This is a genomic window from Rubricoccus marinus (assembly GCF_002257665.1).
Lineage (GTDB): Bacteria > Bacteroidota > Rhodothermia > Rhodothermales > Rubricoccaceae > Rubricoccus > Rubricoccus marinus.
This window is the reverse complement of the sequence record NZ_MQWB01000014.1, coordinates 52,144-67,933: the sequence shown is the minus strand read 5'-3', so window position 1 is coordinate 67,933 and position 15,790 is coordinate 52,144. Positions and strand designations below refer to the sequence as shown.

17 protein-coding genes are annotated in these 15,790 nt (G+C 73.1%); 5 read left to right on the top strand and 12 right to left on the bottom strand.

Annotated elements, in window-relative coordinates; translation table 11 throughout:
• Position 1: 1 nt before the first annotated feature.
• Both BSZ36_RS18355 and BSZ36_RS18350 read right to left on the bottom strand, forming a co-directional pair.
• On the bottom strand, positions 2 to 1,033 hold the full coding sequence (locus BSZ36_RS18355; protein ID WP_094552034.1) for a TrbG/VirB9 family P-type conjugative transfer protein: 1,032 nt from the start codon (positions 1,031 to 1,033) through the stop codon (positions 2 to 4).
• 37 nt (positions 1,034 to 1,070) lie between these two features.
• Positions 1,071 to 1,958: a VirB8 family type IV secretion system protein gene (locus BSZ36_RS18350; RefSeq protein ID WP_179271292.1), complete on the bottom strand. Its 888-nt coding sequence runs from the start codon at positions 1,956 to 1,958 to the stop codon at positions 1,071 to 1,073.
• 134 nt (positions 1,959 to 2,092) lie between these two features.
• On the opposite strand from BSZ36_RS18350, the gene BSZ36_RS18345 reads away from it, so the two are divergent.
• Complete coding sequence (locus tag BSZ36_RS18345) at positions 2,093 to 3,247, top strand: AAA family ATPase (protein ID WP_094552029.1); 1,155 nt, start codon at positions 2,093 to 2,095, stop codon at positions 3,245 to 3,247.
• Between the two features lie 109 nt (positions 3,248 to 3,356).
• Here BSZ36_RS18345 and trbL read toward each other — a convergent pair whose 3' ends face one another.
• From trbL to BSZ36_RS18330, 3 genes are all read right to left on the bottom strand, one after another.
• Positions 3,357 to 4,307, bottom strand: a complete 951-nt coding sequence (gene trbL / locus BSZ36_RS18340; protein ID WP_094552026.1) for a P-type conjugative transfer protein TrbL — start codon at positions 4,305 to 4,307, stop codon at positions 3,357 to 3,359.
• Between the two features lie 3 nt (positions 4,308 to 4,310).
• Positions 4,311 to 4,787: a hypothetical protein gene (locus tag BSZ36_RS18335; RefSeq protein WP_094552023.1), complete on the bottom strand. Its 477-nt coding sequence runs from the start codon at positions 4,785 to 4,787 to the stop codon at positions 4,311 to 4,313.
• 86 nt (positions 4,788 to 4,873) lie between these two features.
• Positions 4,874 to 5,635, bottom strand: a complete 762-nt coding sequence (locus tag BSZ36_RS18330; protein WP_094552020.1) for a type IV secretion system protein — start codon at positions 5,633 to 5,635, stop codon at positions 4,874 to 4,876.
• Positions 5,636 to 5,887: 252 nt separating this feature from the next.
• Here BSZ36_RS18330 and BSZ36_RS18325 point away from each other — a divergent pair, with 252 nt between their 5' ends.
• A complete protein-coding gene (locus BSZ36_RS18325; protein WP_094552016.1) occupies positions 5,888 to 6,475 on the top strand; it encodes a hypothetical protein in 588 nt (195 codons plus the stop codon).
• Positions 6,468 to 7,385 carry a hypothetical protein gene (locus tag BSZ36_RS18320; RefSeq protein WP_094552013.1) on the top strand — a complete coding sequence of 306 codons (918 nt, stop codon included), beginning with the start codon at positions 6,468 to 6,470 and terminating at the stop codon, positions 7,383 to 7,385. Before BSZ36_RS18325 ends, BSZ36_RS18320 begins: the two co-directional genes overlap by 8 nt.
• Here BSZ36_RS18320 and BSZ36_RS18315 read toward each other — a convergent pair.
• From BSZ36_RS18315 to BSZ36_RS18295, 5 genes are all read right to left on the bottom strand, one after another.
• The gene (locus BSZ36_RS18315; protein WP_094552010.1) at positions 7,363 to 9,993 is read right to left on the bottom strand and encodes a hypothetical protein; all 2,631 of its coding nucleotides are present in this window, start codon (positions 9,991 to 9,993) and stop codon (positions 7,363 to 7,365) included. The genes BSZ36_RS18320 and BSZ36_RS18315 overlap by 23 nt on opposite strands.
• A 37-nt stretch (positions 9,994 to 10,030) precedes the next feature.
• On the bottom strand, positions 10,031 to 10,375 hold the full coding sequence (locus BSZ36_RS18310) for a VirB3 family type IV secretion system protein (RefSeq protein WP_094552008.1): 345 nt from the start codon (positions 10,373 to 10,375) through the stop codon (positions 10,031 to 10,033).
• Positions 10,372 to 10,710 carry a TrbC/VirB2 family type IV secretion system protein gene (locus BSZ36_RS18305; RefSeq protein WP_094552006.1) on the bottom strand — a complete coding sequence of 113 codons (339 nt, stop codon included), beginning with the start codon at positions 10,708 to 10,710 and terminating at the stop codon, positions 10,372 to 10,374. Before BSZ36_RS18305 ends, BSZ36_RS18310 begins: the two co-directional genes overlap by 4 nt.
• Before the next feature lie 124 nt (positions 10,711 to 10,834).
• Positions 10,835 to 11,833: a P-type conjugative transfer ATPase TrbB gene (gene trbB / locus BSZ36_RS18300; protein WP_218827765.1), complete on the bottom strand. Its 999-nt coding sequence runs from the start codon at positions 11,831 to 11,833 to the stop codon at positions 10,835 to 10,837.
• A gap of 117 nt (positions 11,834 to 11,950) precedes the next feature.
• A complete protein-coding gene (locus BSZ36_RS18295; RefSeq protein WP_094552004.1) occupies positions 11,951 to 12,529 on the bottom strand; it encodes a S26 family signal peptidase in 579 nt (192 codons plus the stop codon).
• Between the two features lie 147 nt (positions 12,530 to 12,676).
• Here BSZ36_RS18295 and BSZ36_RS18290 point away from each other — a divergent pair, with 147 nt between their 5' ends.
• Both BSZ36_RS18290 and BSZ36_RS18285 read left to right on the top strand, forming a co-directional pair.
• A complete protein-coding gene (locus BSZ36_RS18290; RefSeq protein ID WP_094552002.1) occupies positions 12,677 to 13,462 on the top strand; it encodes a ParA family protein in 786 nt (261 codons plus the stop codon).
• Between the two features lie 46 nt (positions 13,463 to 13,508).
• Entirely contained in the window at positions 13,509 to 13,952 is a 444-nt protein-coding gene (locus tag BSZ36_RS18285; RefSeq protein ID WP_094552000.1) for a hypothetical protein, read from the top strand.
• Here BSZ36_RS18285 and BSZ36_RS18280 read toward each other — a convergent pair.
• Positions 13,949 to 15,169, bottom strand: a complete 1,221-nt coding sequence (locus tag BSZ36_RS18280; protein ID WP_094551998.1) for a serine/threonine-protein kinase — start codon at positions 15,167 to 15,169, stop codon at positions 13,949 to 13,951. The two genes, BSZ36_RS18285 and BSZ36_RS18280, sit on opposite strands and share 4 nt — an antisense overlap.
• Positions 15,166 to 15,780 (bottom strand): ECF-type sigma factor, encoded by a 615-nt coding sequence (locus BSZ36_RS18275; RefSeq protein ID WP_094551996.1) that lies wholly within the window; start codon positions 15,778 to 15,780, stop codon positions 15,166 to 15,168. Before BSZ36_RS18275 ends, BSZ36_RS18280 begins: the two co-directional genes overlap by 4 nt.
• Positions 15,781 to 15,790 lie beyond the last annotated feature (10 nt).

The following is a 15,790-nucleotide window of genomic DNA, read 5'->3' as shown; positions in this document are numbered from 1 at the left end:
GCTAGCGCGGGACGCGGGCGATGCGGACGAACCGCTCGACCTGGCGGCGGCCGAAGAGCCCGAACGGCCCCTTCTTGACCGTCGCCCCGACCACCAGGTCAGCCCGGTCGAGCACCCGGTCGGCGACGTAGGTCCCGGCGCCCGCACGGCCGGGGCGGTAGGCGTAGTTGACGATCTCGCGCGAGCCGTCCGGTCCGATGGCGTAGAGCACGGGGGCCTCCCCGCTCGGGTCGGCCGAGAGCTGGAGGTAGGTGTGGACCCCGTCGTCGAACACGCGCTCAAGGCGCTCGCGGAGCTCGGGCGAGCCCGACCACTCGTAGCCGAACGACAGGTCGTCGAGCGAGACGCCGTCGCCAGAGACTGGCGGCGCTGCTCGGACGGGCGCCCCGCTCTCGGCCGCCGCGAGGGCGGCGAGCGCGTCGTCGGGGTAGTAGAACCGGACGTGGCGGGCGTAGCGCGACTGCGGATTCAAGTCCCCTCCCCTGCTGGGGCGGGGTGCCGAGTCGAGCGTGACGTGGTAAACGCGGCGGTCGGTCGAGACGACGACGTTCGTCGTCACGTCGTACGCCAGCGGCTTCACGACCACGAGCGGCGTCCGGCCCCCCGGCCCCGTCGTGGTGAGGTCGATGGCGAACCGCTCGGTGTCGCCGGCAACGACGCCCAGGACCGTCTCGCCCTCCTCGAGCTCGACCACGGACGCTCGCAGCGGCGCGCAGGCGAGCACCGGCTGGGTGTGCCCGAACGGGAAGACCCATACGGCCGACTGGCGGAGCACGCCCGCGCGGCCCGTCCGCTGGTACTCGCGGACGAGCTCGCCGAGCGCCTCCTCCATCTCGCCCGCGGTCACCACGACGGCGCCGCCGTCGAACCCGTCGCCGACCGGACGGCCGACGGCGCGCTCCGCGACGCCAGAGGCCGGTGTGGCGCTGAGGTCTACGACGGTCTGAACGTCTGGGGTGGCCTCTGGCGACTGCGCTGACGCCGAGGCGGCGAAGACGAGGAGGGCGGCGAGAAGGGGGAGTCGGGCGAACATGGAGCAAGGAGTTGGCTAGGGTCTAGACCCTAGGTGGCTAGGGGCGGAGGGTGTCTGGGCGGGCCGCCAGTCGGGGGTCGGGCGTCGGGCGCGCGAGGACGCCCCGGAGCGCAGGCGCCTCGTCGGGCTCGGCCTCTGGCGCCTCGGGCTCGTCGCCCTCCACCTCGGTCGCGCCCGCAAGTGGGCTCCACGACAGGTCGGTCACGAACACGCCCAACGGGTTCCGCTCGATGCCCTCCGTCGTCGTCGGAGGCGCGACGACGACGGACAGGTAGCCCTCCCACGCCCGCTCGGTGTCGCCGCGCTGGGGCGACGACTCGGTCTCGTTCCACGTCACGCGATACGTCCGGGCACCAGAGGCCGCTCCGGGTACCGGGATCACGGCGACGACCTCGACGCTCCGCCGGGCGCCCTTGCCTAGGCGCCGCGGGTCGTTCTGCGGGTCGGAGAAGTAGCCCTCCAGGAACGCCCGCGCGTCGCCGCCGACGTAGGCGTAGGCCCGGTAGACGGCGTCGCGCTGCGCGACGGGGTCGGCGTAGACCGTCCGGATGTTGGAGACGAACGCCGAGAGCGCCGCGATCACGACGCGGTCGGCGACCGCCGGGACCGCCTCGGCAGGCGCGATCGCGGACGCCCGGCCGAGCCGGTCAACCTCGACGACGTACGGGACGACCCGGCTCTGGGCCGCGAGCGTCACCAGCCCGGCGACGGCGAGCGCGAGCACGGCGAACGCGAAGAAGGCGGCGACCTGCCAGTTCCGCTTGCCACGCGCGAGGTCGGAGAACGCGCGGTGGAACTCGGACCGGCCGCGGAGCACCTCCGGCGGCGTCTTCCCGTCGTAGTCCCAGCCCTCGGGCTTCGGGCTCTGCCGCGTCGACGGAGCGGTCCCGTTGGAAGACGGGCGGCGTAGACGAGGCAGCGGCATGGACGGCGGGAGGCTTCTGCTCCCTGAGCGCGCTCGCAGGGTTCGGAGGCTCACTCCCTCTCGCCCATCTGCTGCGGGCGCTAGCCTCAACCCGCTCATTACGTAGATTGGCGTAACGTTGATCGACGTAACCCATGAACAACCCCTTCGAGTTCGGCCGCGAGCTCTCCGCCACCGAGATCGTCGACCGGACCGACGAGGTCGACACCGTCGTCCGCGCGCTCCGTGGGCGCGAGCGGCTCTTCCTTATCGGCCCGCGCCGCTTCGGCAAGACGTCCATCCTCCGCGCCGCTGCTGAACGGGCGGAGGTCGAGGGCGTCGTCGTCCTCCGGTACAACGCCGAGGGCTACCCGTCGCTCACCGCGCTCGCCGAGCGGATCGTCGCCGACGGCGCGAAGCGGCTCACCGGGCCGGTCCAGAAAGCGGGGCGGAAGGTGCAGGAGGCGTTCGGTGCGCTCCGCCCCCAGCTGAGCTACAACCCCCTCACCGATACCTTCTCGGCCTCGCTCGCCGCGGAAGCGCGCAGCCCCGACGCCACGCTCATCGCCGACGCGCTGACGGGCATCGACGCGCTCGCGGCGGACGCCGAGCACCCCGTCGCCGTGGTGATTGACGAGTTCCAGCGCGTCGTCGAGGACGGTGGCGTGAGCGCCGAGGGCCAGGTCCGCGCTGCCGTCCAGACCCACGACCACGTCGGCTACGTGTTCGCGGGCTCGAAGACGCGGATGCTGGCCGAGATGACCGGCGACGAGAGCCGCCCGTTCTACCGCTTAGGCGCGCGGCTCTTCGTCGGCCCCGTGGCCCGAGAGGACTTCCGCCCCGCCCTCATGTCCGGCTTCGCCGACGCCGGGCTCGACGTGTCCGACGACGCCGTCGAGGCGATTCTTGACCTCGCCGAGGATGTCCCGTACAACGTTCAGCGCCTCGCCCATGAGGCGTGGGCTGAGGCGCTCGCCACGGGCGATCCGGTGACGGCCGAGCGCGTCCGGGCCACGCTCGAGCGCTTGGCGAGCCGAGACGACCCGTTCTACACCCAGACGTGGAACGGGCTCAGCCGGACTCAGAAGCAGGCGCTCCTCGCCGTCGCGCGTGAGGGGGGGACCGGGTTGTACGCCGGCGAGCTCCTCCGCGCCTACGACCTCTCCTCGCCGAGCACGATGCAGGCGGCCATCGCTGGGCTCGTCAAGGCCGGCGTCGCGCGCGAGGAGGAGCACCAGGGAGGGGTCCGGGTGCGGCTCGAGGACCCCTTCTTCGCGGCCTGGCTCCGGCTTTTCGTCGCCGGGTCTTGAAGCCCGCAGCATGAGAGCGCTGGGTCACGCCACAGGGTGTACCTACGATTCCATGGAATCACGATTACACCCTGCGGGCCAAGCCAGAACGCAGGGGGCGCGCCGGGGCCTACACGGACGCGAGCGCCTTGACGAAGCCGGGCTGGAAGTCGCGCGTGAGGAACGAGGACGCCTTCGACGGCAGCACGATCACGAGCAGCGCGAACGTGATCGCCCCGCCCAGGACGGCCAGCATCGGCGCCACGTCGCCCGGGTTCGACTCGATGATGGGGAGCCACGCCTCCGCGATGTCCATCCCGACGGAGACGAGCAGGAAGAGCAGGAACAGCTTGATCCCGACCGCGAACACGTAGGCCACGAACCGGTCGGCGAGCGACGCCGTCCCGCGAAACGCGGCGAACCCGAGCACGAGCGACCCGCACGCCAAGACAAGGAACGACTCGACGAGCACCAGGACGACCATGCCCGCGATGACGGCGAAGAGGATCTCCATCACGAGCGCCGCGATGGCCACGAGCACGATGTTGGTCAGCGTCGGGCCGTCGATGTCGAGCAGCGACAGCTCCTCGAACATGGCTCCCACCATCGACGTCGAGATCTGCACGCCGAGACCCAGCACCTCACCCGGGCTGAACGTGCCCGGGGAGGCCGACTGCCCCGCCGCGAGGAACCCGTTGATGACCGGCGGAAACCACTGGTCGAACGTCGCGATGAGCCCGAAGGCGAACGCGAGCCACCCCAGCTTGACGACGAGCCCGGTGAGCACCTTGTACGGACCCTCGGCGCGGAGCGTCCAGAAGAGCCCGCTGAGCGCGATCTCGATGATCGCCAGCACGCCGAACGTCCCGCGCGCGATGGCGAGGAGCGCGGGCCGGGCCGAGTCGGCCGCCGTGCGGAAGTCCTCGACGATCGTGTCGAGCACCTCCGGGGGCGGGAGCTGCGCCGCGGCCTCTGGGGCGAGCGCGAGGGCGAGGGCCGCGAGACCCGCTCCACCGAGCACGCGGCGCGCGCGAGGCTGCTGGCGGTCGGCGTGGAGAGGTCGGAGGGGCAGGCTCGTCACGGGCTAGTCGATGGTCTGAGGGACGTCCGGGCCGGGGTTGGCCCGCATCCCGTCGATGAACGTCTGGGAGCGCTGGCGTTGGAGCGCGATCCGAGCCTTGGCGTACCCGCGCCGCGCCTCGGTCTCGTCCAGGCGCCCGCCCAGGTCGGAGCGGACGCCCTCGGCGACGTAGGCCTGGTAGACGTCGACGCAGGCGCCCTCGCGGGCTGCCCTGTGCCCGTCGATGGCGGCGCGGAGGCAGAGCTCGGCGGCGTCGAGGTAGGCCACGCTCTGCGCCTCCTGCTGGGCCGTCCAGTAGGCCCCGTCCACATCGGGGTTGGCGGGGCACGGCTCGGTCGGCGCGTCGTTGAGACACGCCTGGAGGTGGGCGACGCCCGGCGCGGCCTCGCTCGGCGTAGCCTCTGGCGCATCGCCAGGACCGCAACCGGCAGCGAGGATGACGAGAGCGGCGAGGAGCACGGAAGGAACGGAGCGGGGCATGGGTCTGGAAATGAGTGAGAGGGCCATCGCCACCGACGCTAGGCGACGGCGGTGACGGCCCTCCCGTCATCCGGCAGTGCCGGGCGCTACTCGATGACCGGGCCGCGGCCGTAGTCCCGACCGCCCATCCGGCGGGCGTAGTCGCGGCTCCGCGCCGTCTGCGCCTTGCCGACCTCGCGGGCGTAGGCCTGCACGGCCGCCTCGCTCGCCTCGGCGCGCGCCGCCTGGTCGACCTGGAGCATCATGACCTGCCGGAGCATCTGGGTCTCCTGCGCCTGGTAGGCCTGGATGGTCCCCTGGAGCTCGGCGACCTGCTGGGCGCTCGTCGCCGAGCGGACCTGGCTCTGGAACCCCTGGAGGTCGCGGCGCGACGCCTGGAGCTGCGTCGCGTGCTCGCGGAGCGCTCGGAGCGTGTTGAGCGAGCCCGAGAGCTGGTTCTCGAGCACGCGCCCGATCTCGGCCGTCGGGTCGGCGAGGTCGAACGAGCGGTACGCCTGGTCGAACTCGCGCCCGAGGTTGGCCGACGAGTAGGCGAGCTGGCCGCCGGAGGCGATCGTCCGGTCGAGGTGCGACATGAAGCCCGTCACGTCGCGGACGTTGTAGGACCGGAGCTTGCGGACGTTGTCGCGGAAGGCCCGGAGCTGGTCGCGCTGGGCGGCGAGCTGCTGGACGATCTGGCGGCCGTTCATGACCGACTTCGCGATGTGGGCCGGGTCGACGACGGCCCACTGCGCCTTCGCCTCCTGGGCGGGCGCGAGCGCGACGAGGCCGAGCATCGCCGCGAGGCCGACGGAGCGCCGGAGGCGGAGGATGCGCGCGAGGCGCAGGGACAGGCTGGGACGGAGCATGGTTCTGGGGGCTCGTGGGAGTGGCGTCACCCCGAGAGCGCGGTCCGGGCCTCTGGCGGCTCACGCGGGACTCCGAGGCCTTGCGCGTGGTCGATGCGCTCACCCCTGGACGTGCTGCGCCAGCCGACCAGGGCGTAGGACTCGAGGCCGCCCACTGAGGCCGACCCCATCGGGGTGGGGAGAGCGAGTCGAGAGACGAGGTGCACCGGGTTCGATTGATTATCTTTCGCGATACGAAAGACAATCGGTCCCATGGTTGGTGCTATCCCTCTCGAACGAGCCCTCACGGCTCTCGGCGAGCTCCTCGCGGCCGACGGGGAAGCCGCGCGCTTGGTGGCCGTGGGGGGCGCCGCGCTCCGCCTCCTCGGGCTCGTCGACCGGACCACGACCGACGTGGACGTGATCGCGCGCGTGTCGGCATCGTCCGGCCGCGGGGTCGAGCACCCGGAGCCGCTCCCGGAGCCGGTCGTGCGCGCCGCCGCCGCGGTGGCCCGCGACCTCGGGCTCCCGTCGGACTGGCTCAACACCGAGATCGCTGCGCAGTGGCGGACGGGCCTCCCGCCCGGCCTGGGCGACGACCTCACGTGGCTCCGGTTCGGCGGTCCCCCGGGCGGCCTGGAACTCGGCCTCGTCGGGCGGCGGACGCTCGTTGCGCTCAAGCTCTTCGCGGCCGTGGACCGGGGGCCGAGGAGCGTCCACTTCCAGGACCTCCGGGCGCTCGCCCCGACGCGGTCCGAGCTGGCGGACGCGGCGGCCTGGGTGCGGACGCAGGACGAGAGCCCCGTTTTCGGCGACATGGTAGACCAGGTCGTCGACCGCACCCTCGAGAGCGATGACTAGCACGGACGCCTCTTCAGACCTCGGACGGCAGGCGCGCGAGGCCGCCCTCGACGCGGCGTGGCGCCAGTGGGGCGCCCTCGGGGCGCTCGCCAGCGGCCCCCGGTCCCGGACGGTCCTCGATCCCGAGGCGCTCGTGCTCGCCTCGCTCGCGCTCGTCCCGCACGAGCGCCGCCTGGGCGACGTCCTGCTGTGGTGGGCGTCCGCCGGGTCAAGGCTCCTGAGCGTTCAGCGGATCCGGTCCTTGTCGGACCGCTTCGCGACGGGGGACGCCAAGAGCTCACTGGGGGCGTTCGCGGCCTCGGCCGTCGAGGCCGGGGACCGCCGGTGGAAGCGGCTCGCAGGACCGCGCGGCCTCGACGCGCGTCCCGGGAAGGGGGCGGACACGCCGGACCTCTCGGACCCGTCGGCCGTGGTGCTCCGGCTCCGGGCCGCGTTCGGCGTGAGCGCGAAGGCGGACCTCTTTGCCGCGCTCCTCGGGCGAGAGCGGCCCTCGACGGTCCGCGAGCTGGCGGAGTCGCTGGGGTACTCGACGGTCGCCGTCCGCGTCGCGCTGGGCGAGATGACGCTGGCGCGCGTCGTCGTGCCGACGGGCGCGTCCCCGGCCGCGTACCGAGCGGCCGACGTCGCGGAGTGGTCGGCCCTCCTCGCGGGTGGCCCGCGGCCTCGCTGGGGCGACTGGGCGGAGACGTTCCCCCTGCTCCTCGCTATAGCCGACTGGGGCGAGGGCGCGGCAGGGTGGACGCCCTACGTGGCCTCGTCGAAGGCGCGCGACCTCTTGGAGCGCCACGCCCGCCCGCTCCGCCTCGTGGTCCCGGAGGCGCCGAGTCTCGACGGCCACCGCGGAGAGGCCGCCCTCGTCCCGTTCGCCGCGACCGTCCGCGAGCTGGTCAGCGCCGCGTCGGCGCGGTAGCGTCGCTCGCGCATGGGCCAAGACGAACCGGATACGAACGCTCCAGCGCGTCGGCTTCGGCATCGAGGCCGCAGAGACGGAGCCACTCGGTCAGCCATTTCTCAGGGTCGGCGTCCGCCAGCCGCGCGGCTTCGCGGACGGTCTCGTCGGCTGAGCGGCCGGGGAGCGTGCCCAGAAACGCCATCTCCAGCGGCCCCAGCGCGAGGTCGAACGTCCGGGCGCCCGACGGCGAGCGGACGTAGTAGTCCTGCTTCTTCCGTGCCCGCGCGAGCCGAGACACCTCGGCCTCGTTGAGACCCAGCCAGCGGTAGAGCGCCGCCGTGTCGGGCTCGGCGGCGTCGGGGTTGGGCAGGAAGATCCGCGTCGGGCAGCTCTCGACGAGGAGCTGCGCGCCCTTGACGCCGGGGTCGCGGAACTGGGCCGGGCTGTGGGCCACGACCACGACGGCCGCGTTCCGCTTGCGGAGGGTCAGGAGCCACTGCCTCAGGCGGTCGGCGAAGCGGCCGTGCATGAGCGCCGCCCAGGCCTCCTCGATCACGATGAGCGTCGGCGAGCCGTCCAGGCCCTCCTCGACGCGGCGGAAGAGGTACGTCAGCGCCGGCACGAGCACGCGGTCCGACATCCCGACCAAGTGCGAGAGCTCGACGACCTGGTGCCGGACGGCTTCCTCTCCACTGCTGGGGCTGTTACCGGCCCCGAAGGAGTCGCGGTCGGCGTCGAAGAGCTGGCCGTACGGGCCTTCGAGCGTGTAGGGCCGGACGAGCGCCCGGAGCCGCTCGTCGCCGAGCCCGACCAGGAGCGCCGTCAGCGTCCGGTCCTCGGGCGGGCTCTCCGCCAGCAGGCCGACGGCGTGGGCCAGGCGCCCCCGCTCGTCGGGCGAGAGCCGCTCGCCCTGGAGCTCGACGAGGGACTCGACCCAGTCGACGGCCCACGTCCGCACCTCGGGCCGGTCCACGTCGCGGAGCGGCTGCATCTCGACCGGGCGGCCTGCTGCCAGAGGCCCGGCAAGGTCGTAGTGCGCCGCGCCCATCGCGCGGCCCGAGACGTAGTGGCTGTAGCCGACGTCGAACGTGACCGTCCGCGCTCCGGCGTAGCGGCGCCACTGTGCTAGAATCAGGCCCACGAGCACGGACTTGCCCGCGCCCGTCGCGCCGACGACGAGCGTGTGGCCCACGTCGCCCTCGTGGAGGCAGAGGCGGAACGGCGTCGAGCCGTCCGTCCTCGCCCACAGAAGCGGCGGCGAGCCCGGGGGGAAGAGCCCGCTCGGGACCTCGCGGTGCCCGCCCCACGGGGCCGTGAGCGGGAGCAAGTCGACCAGGTTGTCGGTCGACAAGACCGGGCGGCGGAGGTTGGCGTGGCCGTGGCCCGGCAGGGAGCCAATGAGGGCGTCGACGGCGTTCACGTCCTCGACGCGGCCCGTGAACCCGAGGTCGCGGACGGCCTTGAGGAGCCCGGCCGCCCGGTCGTCCGCCGCGCGCCCGCTCTCCGCCATCACGACGGCGCAGGCCGTGAGGTAGCCGAAGCGGAGCTCGCCGCCCGTGTTCGAGGCCCGAGCGGCGCCGGCGTCGAGCACCATCTGGCTCGCGTTCGCGTCCTGGAAGGCGAGGTCCATCTCGGTGTCCTGGCGCTTCTCCTTCGAGGCCATGTCCTTCACCCAGTCGCCCGCGCCGCGCCGCTTCTGGAACCACCCGAGCTGGGCCTTGCCGATCACCTTGGTCGCCGTCGCTGGCGAGAACGGCAGGAACCGCAGGCTCCACCGGTACGGGAACGGCAGCCGGAGCAGCGGGTCGGCGAGGCCGGGCGTCGTGGTGTTCGGGTAGCCCTGCACGGCGACGACGCGGACGTGCTTGCCGCCCACGCGCGGCTCGAAGCCGCCGACGAAGGGCTGGTCGGCGAGCGCGTAGTCGAGGTACGCCCCACGCCCCGGCACGCCGACGGCGTGGGGCAGCCCTGTCAGGCACTCGTGGAGGTGCCGGAGCAGGTCCGCGCTCCCGAGCCGCTCGATCCGGACGGCCGACGAGAGGCGGTCGCGGAGCCCGCGCGCCTCGCGCTCGAACTGGCCGAGGAGCCGGTCCCAGTCGACGCCGCCGCGCGAACCATCGCGCGCCCCGTCTCGTCCGGCGACGACGGCCTTTTGCAGACGGCCGACCAGCCCCGGGGGCGGCGTGTAGGTGAGCGAGAAGACCGACTCGGTCTCGTAGTGCTCGGCGGTCGCCGTGTAGCGGGCGCGGCGCGTCTCGTCGACGAGCGCGCTCACGGGGTCGGGGAAGTGGCACCGCTCGGGCAGCGCGTAGCCGACGGCCTCTCGGCGGACGGCATCGGCGTGGATCATCCAGCCGTCGCCGTAGGCCGAGAGCGCGGCGCCGACGTGCGTGGCGAGCGCGGCGACCTCGCCCACCGTCGAGGACGCGAGGTCCCGGCCCCGGACGCGCCAGGCGGCCAGGAACGATCCGTCCTTCGTGAGCACGACCCCCTCCCCCACCAGGAAGCCCCAGCCGAGCAGGTCCGAGAGCGCACGCGGCGCCTTCCGGTGCTCGCGGAGCTTCCCGAGCGCGGTGGCACCCAGCGACCCGGCGGCCAAGCCGGCGGCGGCAGAAATCAAACTCATGATCTAGGGTCTAGACGCTAGGTTCTAGCCGTTTCGGCTAGGGCGTGGGAACGGCCGGGCTCGGCTTGCGGCCCGAGCCAGAGGCGTGCGGGAGCGCGTCGTAGGCGTCGGCCTGCGTGAGCGTCCGCACGACGAGGTGCGGCAGGAGCTCGTCGTCGGCCGAGAGCCGGACCATGAGCGGGTGGACCACGCCGACGGTGAGGAGCACGACGCCCGCCGTCGCCCACGAGACGCCCATGAGGTAGCCCAGGCAAACGACGAGCGTGACCTCCAAGACGAGGAAGGTCCGGTCGACCCCGGCGTAGCGGGGCGTCCGGACGAGCGACTGGTGGACGGGCCGCTCGGGGAGCGTCCCCCCTCCCCCGCTGCGGACCGCGCTCAAAACGTCGAGCCTGAGATGCCGAGCGTGGCGGCGAACGAGGCCGCGCCGATGGCGACGCCGAGGCCGAGCACGGCCTGGCCGATCCGCTTGACGCCCTCCTCGTTCTTGGTGAATGCCCACACGATGCCGCCGGCGGCGAGCGCGATCACGGCGACGAGGCGGATGGTGTTGCCGGTGAGCGCGTCGGCGATGGTCTGGAGCGGGCCGTCCCACGGCATGGCCGCGCCGCCAGAGGCCGCGGCGGGGTCGGCGAGGACGGCCGCGAGGGCGAGGAGCGTGAGGGCGCGTCCGACGAGGACGCAGCGGCTGGGGTCGGGCTGGAGCGAGCGGGGCATGGGCGCGGGGTGGAGTGAGAGGTCGCGGCGGCTCGCCAGAGGCCCTGGAGGGCCGCCTACTGCGCGAGAGCGCGGCGGGCCGCGTCCGAGGCTCACCCGGGCGACGTCGCGCTCACAGCGGCGCTTAGACGGGCGAGAGCTCGTAGGTCCCTTCCGTCTGTCCGTCGACGCGGACGAGCTCCGTCACGCGCCGCCCCTGGTTGCCGCCCTGGATCACGAGGACGACACCGACGGCCTCGGCCACCAACTCGTGCTGGGGCGGCACGTTGGCCCGCTGCGCGAGCCGCCCGAGCCGGTGGAGCGCCCCGAGCGCCGTGGTCGCGTGGAGCGTCGCGCAGCCTCCGGGGTGGCCCGTCGCCCAAGCGTCCAAGAGGTGGAGCGCGGCTTCGTCGCGGACCTCTCCCACGACGATCCGGTCGGGGGTGCAGCGGAGCGTGTGCCGGACGAGGTCGGCGAGCGATACGTCGTCGGAGGTCCTCAGTTGGAGGTGGTCGTCGGCCGCGCACTGGAGCTCGCCCGTGTCCTCCAGGACCACGATCCGCTCCTCTGGGAATAGGTCGGTCATCTCCTTCAAGAGCGCGTTGCAGAGCGTCGTCTTGCCCGAGCCGGTGCCTCCGCAGACCAGGATGTTCTCGTGGGCGTGTACGGCGTCGCGGAGCGCGGTCCGCTGTTTCGCCGTCATCACGGTGGGGACGTAGCTGTCGAGGTCGAACACGCGCGAGGCCCGCTTGCGGATCACGAAGCACGAGGCCTCCGCCAGTGGCGACAGGAAGCCCTGGAGGCGGGCGCCCCCGAACGTGGCGTCGGGGAGCTCGGCCTGGACGGTCGGCGTGCCGCCGTGGAGCGCGTCGCCGTGGAAGGCGGCCACGGCGTGCAGGAACTGCTCGACGCGGGCGGCGCGGAGCTGGACGCCCGCGAGCACCTTGCCCCGTGAGTGGGTGTCGAGCCGCAGCCGGCCGTCGCCGTTGACGTAGACCTCGGTTACGTCGTCGTCCGCGAAGGCCTCGACGACGCGCGGGCCGAGGTACCGCTCCATGAGCTCGCGGTAGCGGCCCTCGCGCCCCGCTTCGGCGCTCCCGTCGGCGCCAGTCCGGGTCTGTTGAGGGCGGGAGGACGTGGGCACGGACGGGGTTGGGGAAGTCGGGACCCGCCTCGGGCTACGCTCACCGGGCTGTCACCTCGTTCGGAGAGGTGGCCGGGCGGGTCCGACGGGTAGAGCGCGCCCCGGCCGCGCCGAGGCTCAGTCCTCCGTCCAGAGCGGCCGGAGCCGTTCGAGGACGACGCGGACGGGTCCGGCGTAGCGGGAGTCGATCGACGTGGGCACCCGCCCCGAGTGGAGCCAGTACTCGCCAGGTCCGAGGACGCGCACCCCGAGTGCGGGCCGGACGGGTCGTCCCGCACGGTCGCGGACGAGCGGCGCGCTCGACGGCAGGAGCCTACCCCCTACCCAAACGCCGCCGCGGTCGACGCGGACGGTGTCGCCTGGGAGGCCCGCGACCGGCTTCGCGAGCGGCCGGACGCCGTTGGGGCGACCGGTGCCGCCGGGACACCGCCCGTTCGTCCAGTACCGGCCGAGACGTTGGACCGCTGCCGTGTCCGGGCACGCGGCCACCAAGTCGCCCCGCGCGACCGGCTGCTCTCCCAGTGCCGAGGCGACGTAGAGCCCTCTCGGGAGGCTGGGCGTGGTGTTGACGCGGACGCCGAGCAGCGCCCCCACAGCCACGGCAAGGACCGCCCCTCCGACCGCGACGAACCATAGACGCAGGCGGCGCGCCCAACGGGCGTCCTCGCAACGCTGTGCTTCATGTCGTTCTAGCATCTAGACCCTAGGCTCTGTTCGCTCCGTTCAGCGCCTCGCTGCGCCGCGACGGCTCACGAGAGTCCTATGTATCACGACTAGTGTCTAGACTCTCGACAATAGACCCTAGCCGGTAGTATCTAGGGGCTAGGCCATCCCCCCTCCCCCGTGCGCGTCATCGCCTTCAGCAACCTCAAGGGCGGCTCGTCCAAGACGACTTCCTCGCTCGCCGTCGCGGCCGAACTGGCCCGCCGTGGCCGCCGCGTCTTGCTGGTCGACCTCGACCCGCAGGCGACGCTGACCAAATCGGCCGGGCTCGACCCGTCCCACGCCGCGGCGCAGTACCTCAAGGGCGAGATCGAAGCCGCCGCCGCCGTGCTCCGGCCCGAGGGGCTCTGGGACAAGCCGCTCGCCGAGAACGGCGGCGCGCTCCACCTCGTCCCGGCCAGCCGCCAACTCGTCCAGTTCGAGGGCCAGGCCGTCGCCCGGCTCGCCAACCGGCTCGTCGCGCTGCTCGACGCCGTCGAGGCGGACTACGACTTCGTCGTCATCGACTCGCCGCCCCAGGCGTCGGCGCTCGTCACGGCCACGCTCGCGTCCGCCGACGAGGTCTACGTGCCCGTCGCGTCGGGCCGCGGCGCGCTCGACGGGCTCGTCGACGTCGTCGAGCTCTCGAAGCGGTTCGGGACGACGCCCGTCTCGGGCGCCTTCGCCACGCGCGTAAACGTGTCGAGCCACCACGACCTCGACCTCGCCGAGTACGTCGCGCAGCAGGTGGCAGGCCCGGACGGGGAGGGGGGGCTCAAGACCTACATCCGGGAGACCGTCCGCGTGCGCGAGTCCGAGATGGCGCGCGTCCCGCTCCCGTTCTACGACCGCGCCTCGACGGCCGCCCAGGACTACGCCGCGCTGGCCGACGAGATCGAAGCGCGCCCGTCGCCCCGAATCATCTAGGACGTAGACTCTACACCCTAGCATCTAGCGTCTAGACCTTAGATCCATGGCATCATCCCGCAAGCCCCGTCTCAACATCGAACCGGCCACGACCGAGGGGACCGCGTTCGAGGGCGCCTTCACCCCGGCCCCAGCTGAACCGGCTGGCCCAAAGCAGAAGGCGAAGAAGGCCACCCGAAAGCCGGCCTCGGGCAAGGCGGCACCGGGCAAGGCAGCCTCCGGCAACGCCATCGGGCCGGCCAAGCCCGTCCAGCGACCCGAAGCGCCAGCGCCGGGCGAGGAGGGCTACGAGCGGATCGTCCAGGGCAACTGGAACGTCCCGGCGTGGATGCGCGCCAAGGTCCGGGCGGCGGCCGAGGAGGGCGGCGTGAGCCAGAACGACGTCGTCCAAGAGGCGCTCCGGCGGCACATGGAGCAGACCGAGAAGGGCAGGGGAGGGGGCTTCGCGCTGGAGGCCCGTCACTTCGGCACACGCCGCGGGGGGCGCTAGCCTCGACCCCGCAGCCGCGCGAAGACCGCCGCTCCGGCGAGCGCGGCGAGGGTCCCGAGCGCGGCTCCGAAGGCCCACGATTCGGCCTGCTGCGCTGGCCGGGGTCTCCACGTAAGCGCTCGGAGCTCCGCCGAGAGGTCTGCCACCGTCGGGGGGCGGCGTCCGACCTCCGCGCTCGTCGCCCGCTCGACGAGCGACTCGAGAGCGTCGACCACCGCTCGGGGCGCGCTGCGGCTCGCGGGTGGCCGGACCAGTTCGCGGAGCAGCACGCCCAGCGAGTACAGGTCAGACGCGGGCGTCGGTTCTCCACCGGCGACGATCTCGGGCGCCGCGGACCCGTACGTGAACGGCTGGCACGTCGAAGACTGGGCGCCGCTGGCGCCGTCACCCCAAGATCTCCAGCGGGTCGCGACGCCGAAGTCGAGGAGCTTGGCGACCGGGCGGCCTTCGTCGTCGTCGGCCACGAGCACGTTCTCGGGCTTCACGTCGCCGTGGACCAGGCCGCGCCCGTGGACGTGCCGGACGGCCGCGCAGACCTGCTCGAAGAGCGCGAGCCGGTCGCGGAGGCTGAGCCCTCGGCGGTCGGCGTAGGCCGGGAAGGGCTCGCCGTCGACGTGCTCCATCGCGAAGTAAGGACGCCCGTCTGCCGTGTGGCCGGCGTCGTAGAGCCGGGCGACATTGGGGTGGGAGAGCGTCGCGAGATGGCGCCTCTCGTCCAAGAACCGCTGGGCGTCGGGGTCTTCGACCCCGCTGGCGACGACGGGGCCGGACAGCACCTTGACCGCGGCCCGGAGCCCTACGTCCGACCGCTCGGCGAGGTACACGACGCCCATGCCGCCGCGCCCGATCTCTCGAACGACGCGGTAGTCGCCCACCGTGTCGCCCGGAGCGAGGGCGGGATCGGCGACGCAGGCCGCGAACGATTCTGCCGCCGGGCGCGAGAGGAAGTCGGCCTCTGGCGCGGCGGAAAACGCCCACGCGAGACGCATGGCCCGTTCGCCCAGGTCGGGCGAGAGCGCTCGTGCCGTCTCGATCACCGACGCCCGGGTGGCGGAGTCAGCGTCCATGAGGAGGTCGAGGAGGACCCCGTCGACCCGGACGTGCTCGCCGACGGGGTGCCCCTCGGCCGCCTGCTCTACCAGGAGGCGGAGCGTGTCGAGAGAGGTCGGTCCGGCGGCGTCCCCGCCGTTCGAGAGTGGGGCGGGGGGCTGCGTCATCCGGCTTGTGGCGCGTCGATGGTCTCCTGCGACGTGGAGTCCTCGGAGACGTAGGCGTAGAGCAGCGCGCGGGCCTTCTCCCAATCCCGCTTCACGGTGGCCGGGCTCGTCCCCGTCACCCCCGCGATCTCGGCGATCTCGAGGCCGGCGAAGAACTTGAGCTCGACGACCCGGTGAAGCCGTTCGCTCGCGCGGCGGACCCGCTCCATCGCCGCGTCGAGATCGACCGTGAGGTGCGCCCAGCCCTCAACGCCCGTCGGGTCGGCGCCCGCGCGGACGTCGTGCTCGGAGATCGGAACGGTGGCCGCCCCGCCGCCTCGCTTGTCGGCGCGCCTCCGGCGGGCCGCGCTCACGAGCACGTTCCGCATGGCCGTGGCGTAGAGCCCGAAGGACACCTCGGCGTTCCAGCCGATCTCGTATCCGGCCCCGTGGCTCCGCTGGAGCGAGAGGTACGCCTCGTGGACCAGGCCCGTCGTCGCGAGCGTGATCCCGGGGCTCTCCCGCGAGCGGAGCCTCCGGGCGATCTGCCGGAGGTCGGCGTAGACCGCCCGTTCGGCGTCGGCCTTCGTGCGGATCGTTCGGCGGCGGGGCGGGAGGGTCGTCGAGGTCATGGGTCGTGGT

Excerpts from the sequence above, each read along its gene's own strand:
- BSZ36_RS18285 (WP_094552000.1), top strand. The coding sequence starts at position 13,509 with ATGGCATCATCCCGCAAGCCCCGTCTCAACATCGAACCGGCCACGACC.
- BSZ36_RS18305 (WP_094552006.1), bottom strand. The coding sequence starts at position 10,710 with ATGCCCCGCTCGCTCCAGCCCGACCCCAGCCGCTGCGTCCTCGTCGGA.
- BSZ36_RS18335 (WP_094552023.1), bottom strand. The coding sequence starts at position 4,787 with ATGCCCCGCTCCGTTCCTTCCGTGCTCCTCGCCGCTCTCGTCATCCTC.
- BSZ36_RS18330 (WP_094552020.1), bottom strand. The coding sequence starts at position 5,635 with ATGCTCCGTCCCAGCCTGTCCCTGCGCCTCGCGCGCATCCTCCGCCTC.
- BSZ36_RS18325 (WP_094552016.1), top strand. The coding sequence starts at position 5,888 with ATGGTTGGTGCTATCCCTCTCGAACGAGCCCTCACGGCTCTCGGCGAG.
- BSZ36_RS18350 (WP_179271292.1), bottom strand. The coding sequence starts at position 1,958 with ATGCCGCTGCCTCGTCTACGCCGCCCGTCTTCCAACGGGACCGCTCCG.
- BSZ36_RS18275 (WP_094551996.1), bottom strand. The coding sequence starts at position 15,780 with ATGACCTCGACGACCCTCCCGCCCCGCCGCCGAACGATCCGCACGAAG.
- BSZ36_RS18355 (WP_094552034.1), bottom strand. The coding sequence starts at position 1,033 with ATGTTCGCCCGACTCCCCCTTCTCGCCGCCCTCCTCGTCTTCGCCGCC.
- BSZ36_RS18345 (WP_094552029.1), top strand. The coding sequence starts at position 2,093 with ATGAACAACCCCTTCGAGTTCGGCCGCGAGCTCTCCGCCACCGAGATC.
- BSZ36_RS18280 (WP_094551998.1), bottom strand. The coding sequence starts at position 15,169 with ATGACGCAGCCCCCCGCCCCACTCTCGAACGGCGGGGACGCCGCCGGA.
- BSZ36_RS18320 (WP_094552013.1), top strand. The coding sequence starts at position 6,468 with ATGACTAGCACGGACGCCTCTTCAGACCTCGGACGGCAGGCGCGCGAG.
- BSZ36_RS18315 (WP_094552010.1), bottom strand. The coding sequence starts at position 9,993 with ATGAGTTTGATTTCTGCCGCCGCCGGCTTGGCCGCCGGGTCGCTGGGT.
- BSZ36_RS18295 (WP_094552004.1), bottom strand. The coding sequence starts at position 12,529 with ATGCTAGAACGACATGAAGCACAGCGTTGCGAGGACGCCCGTTGGGCG.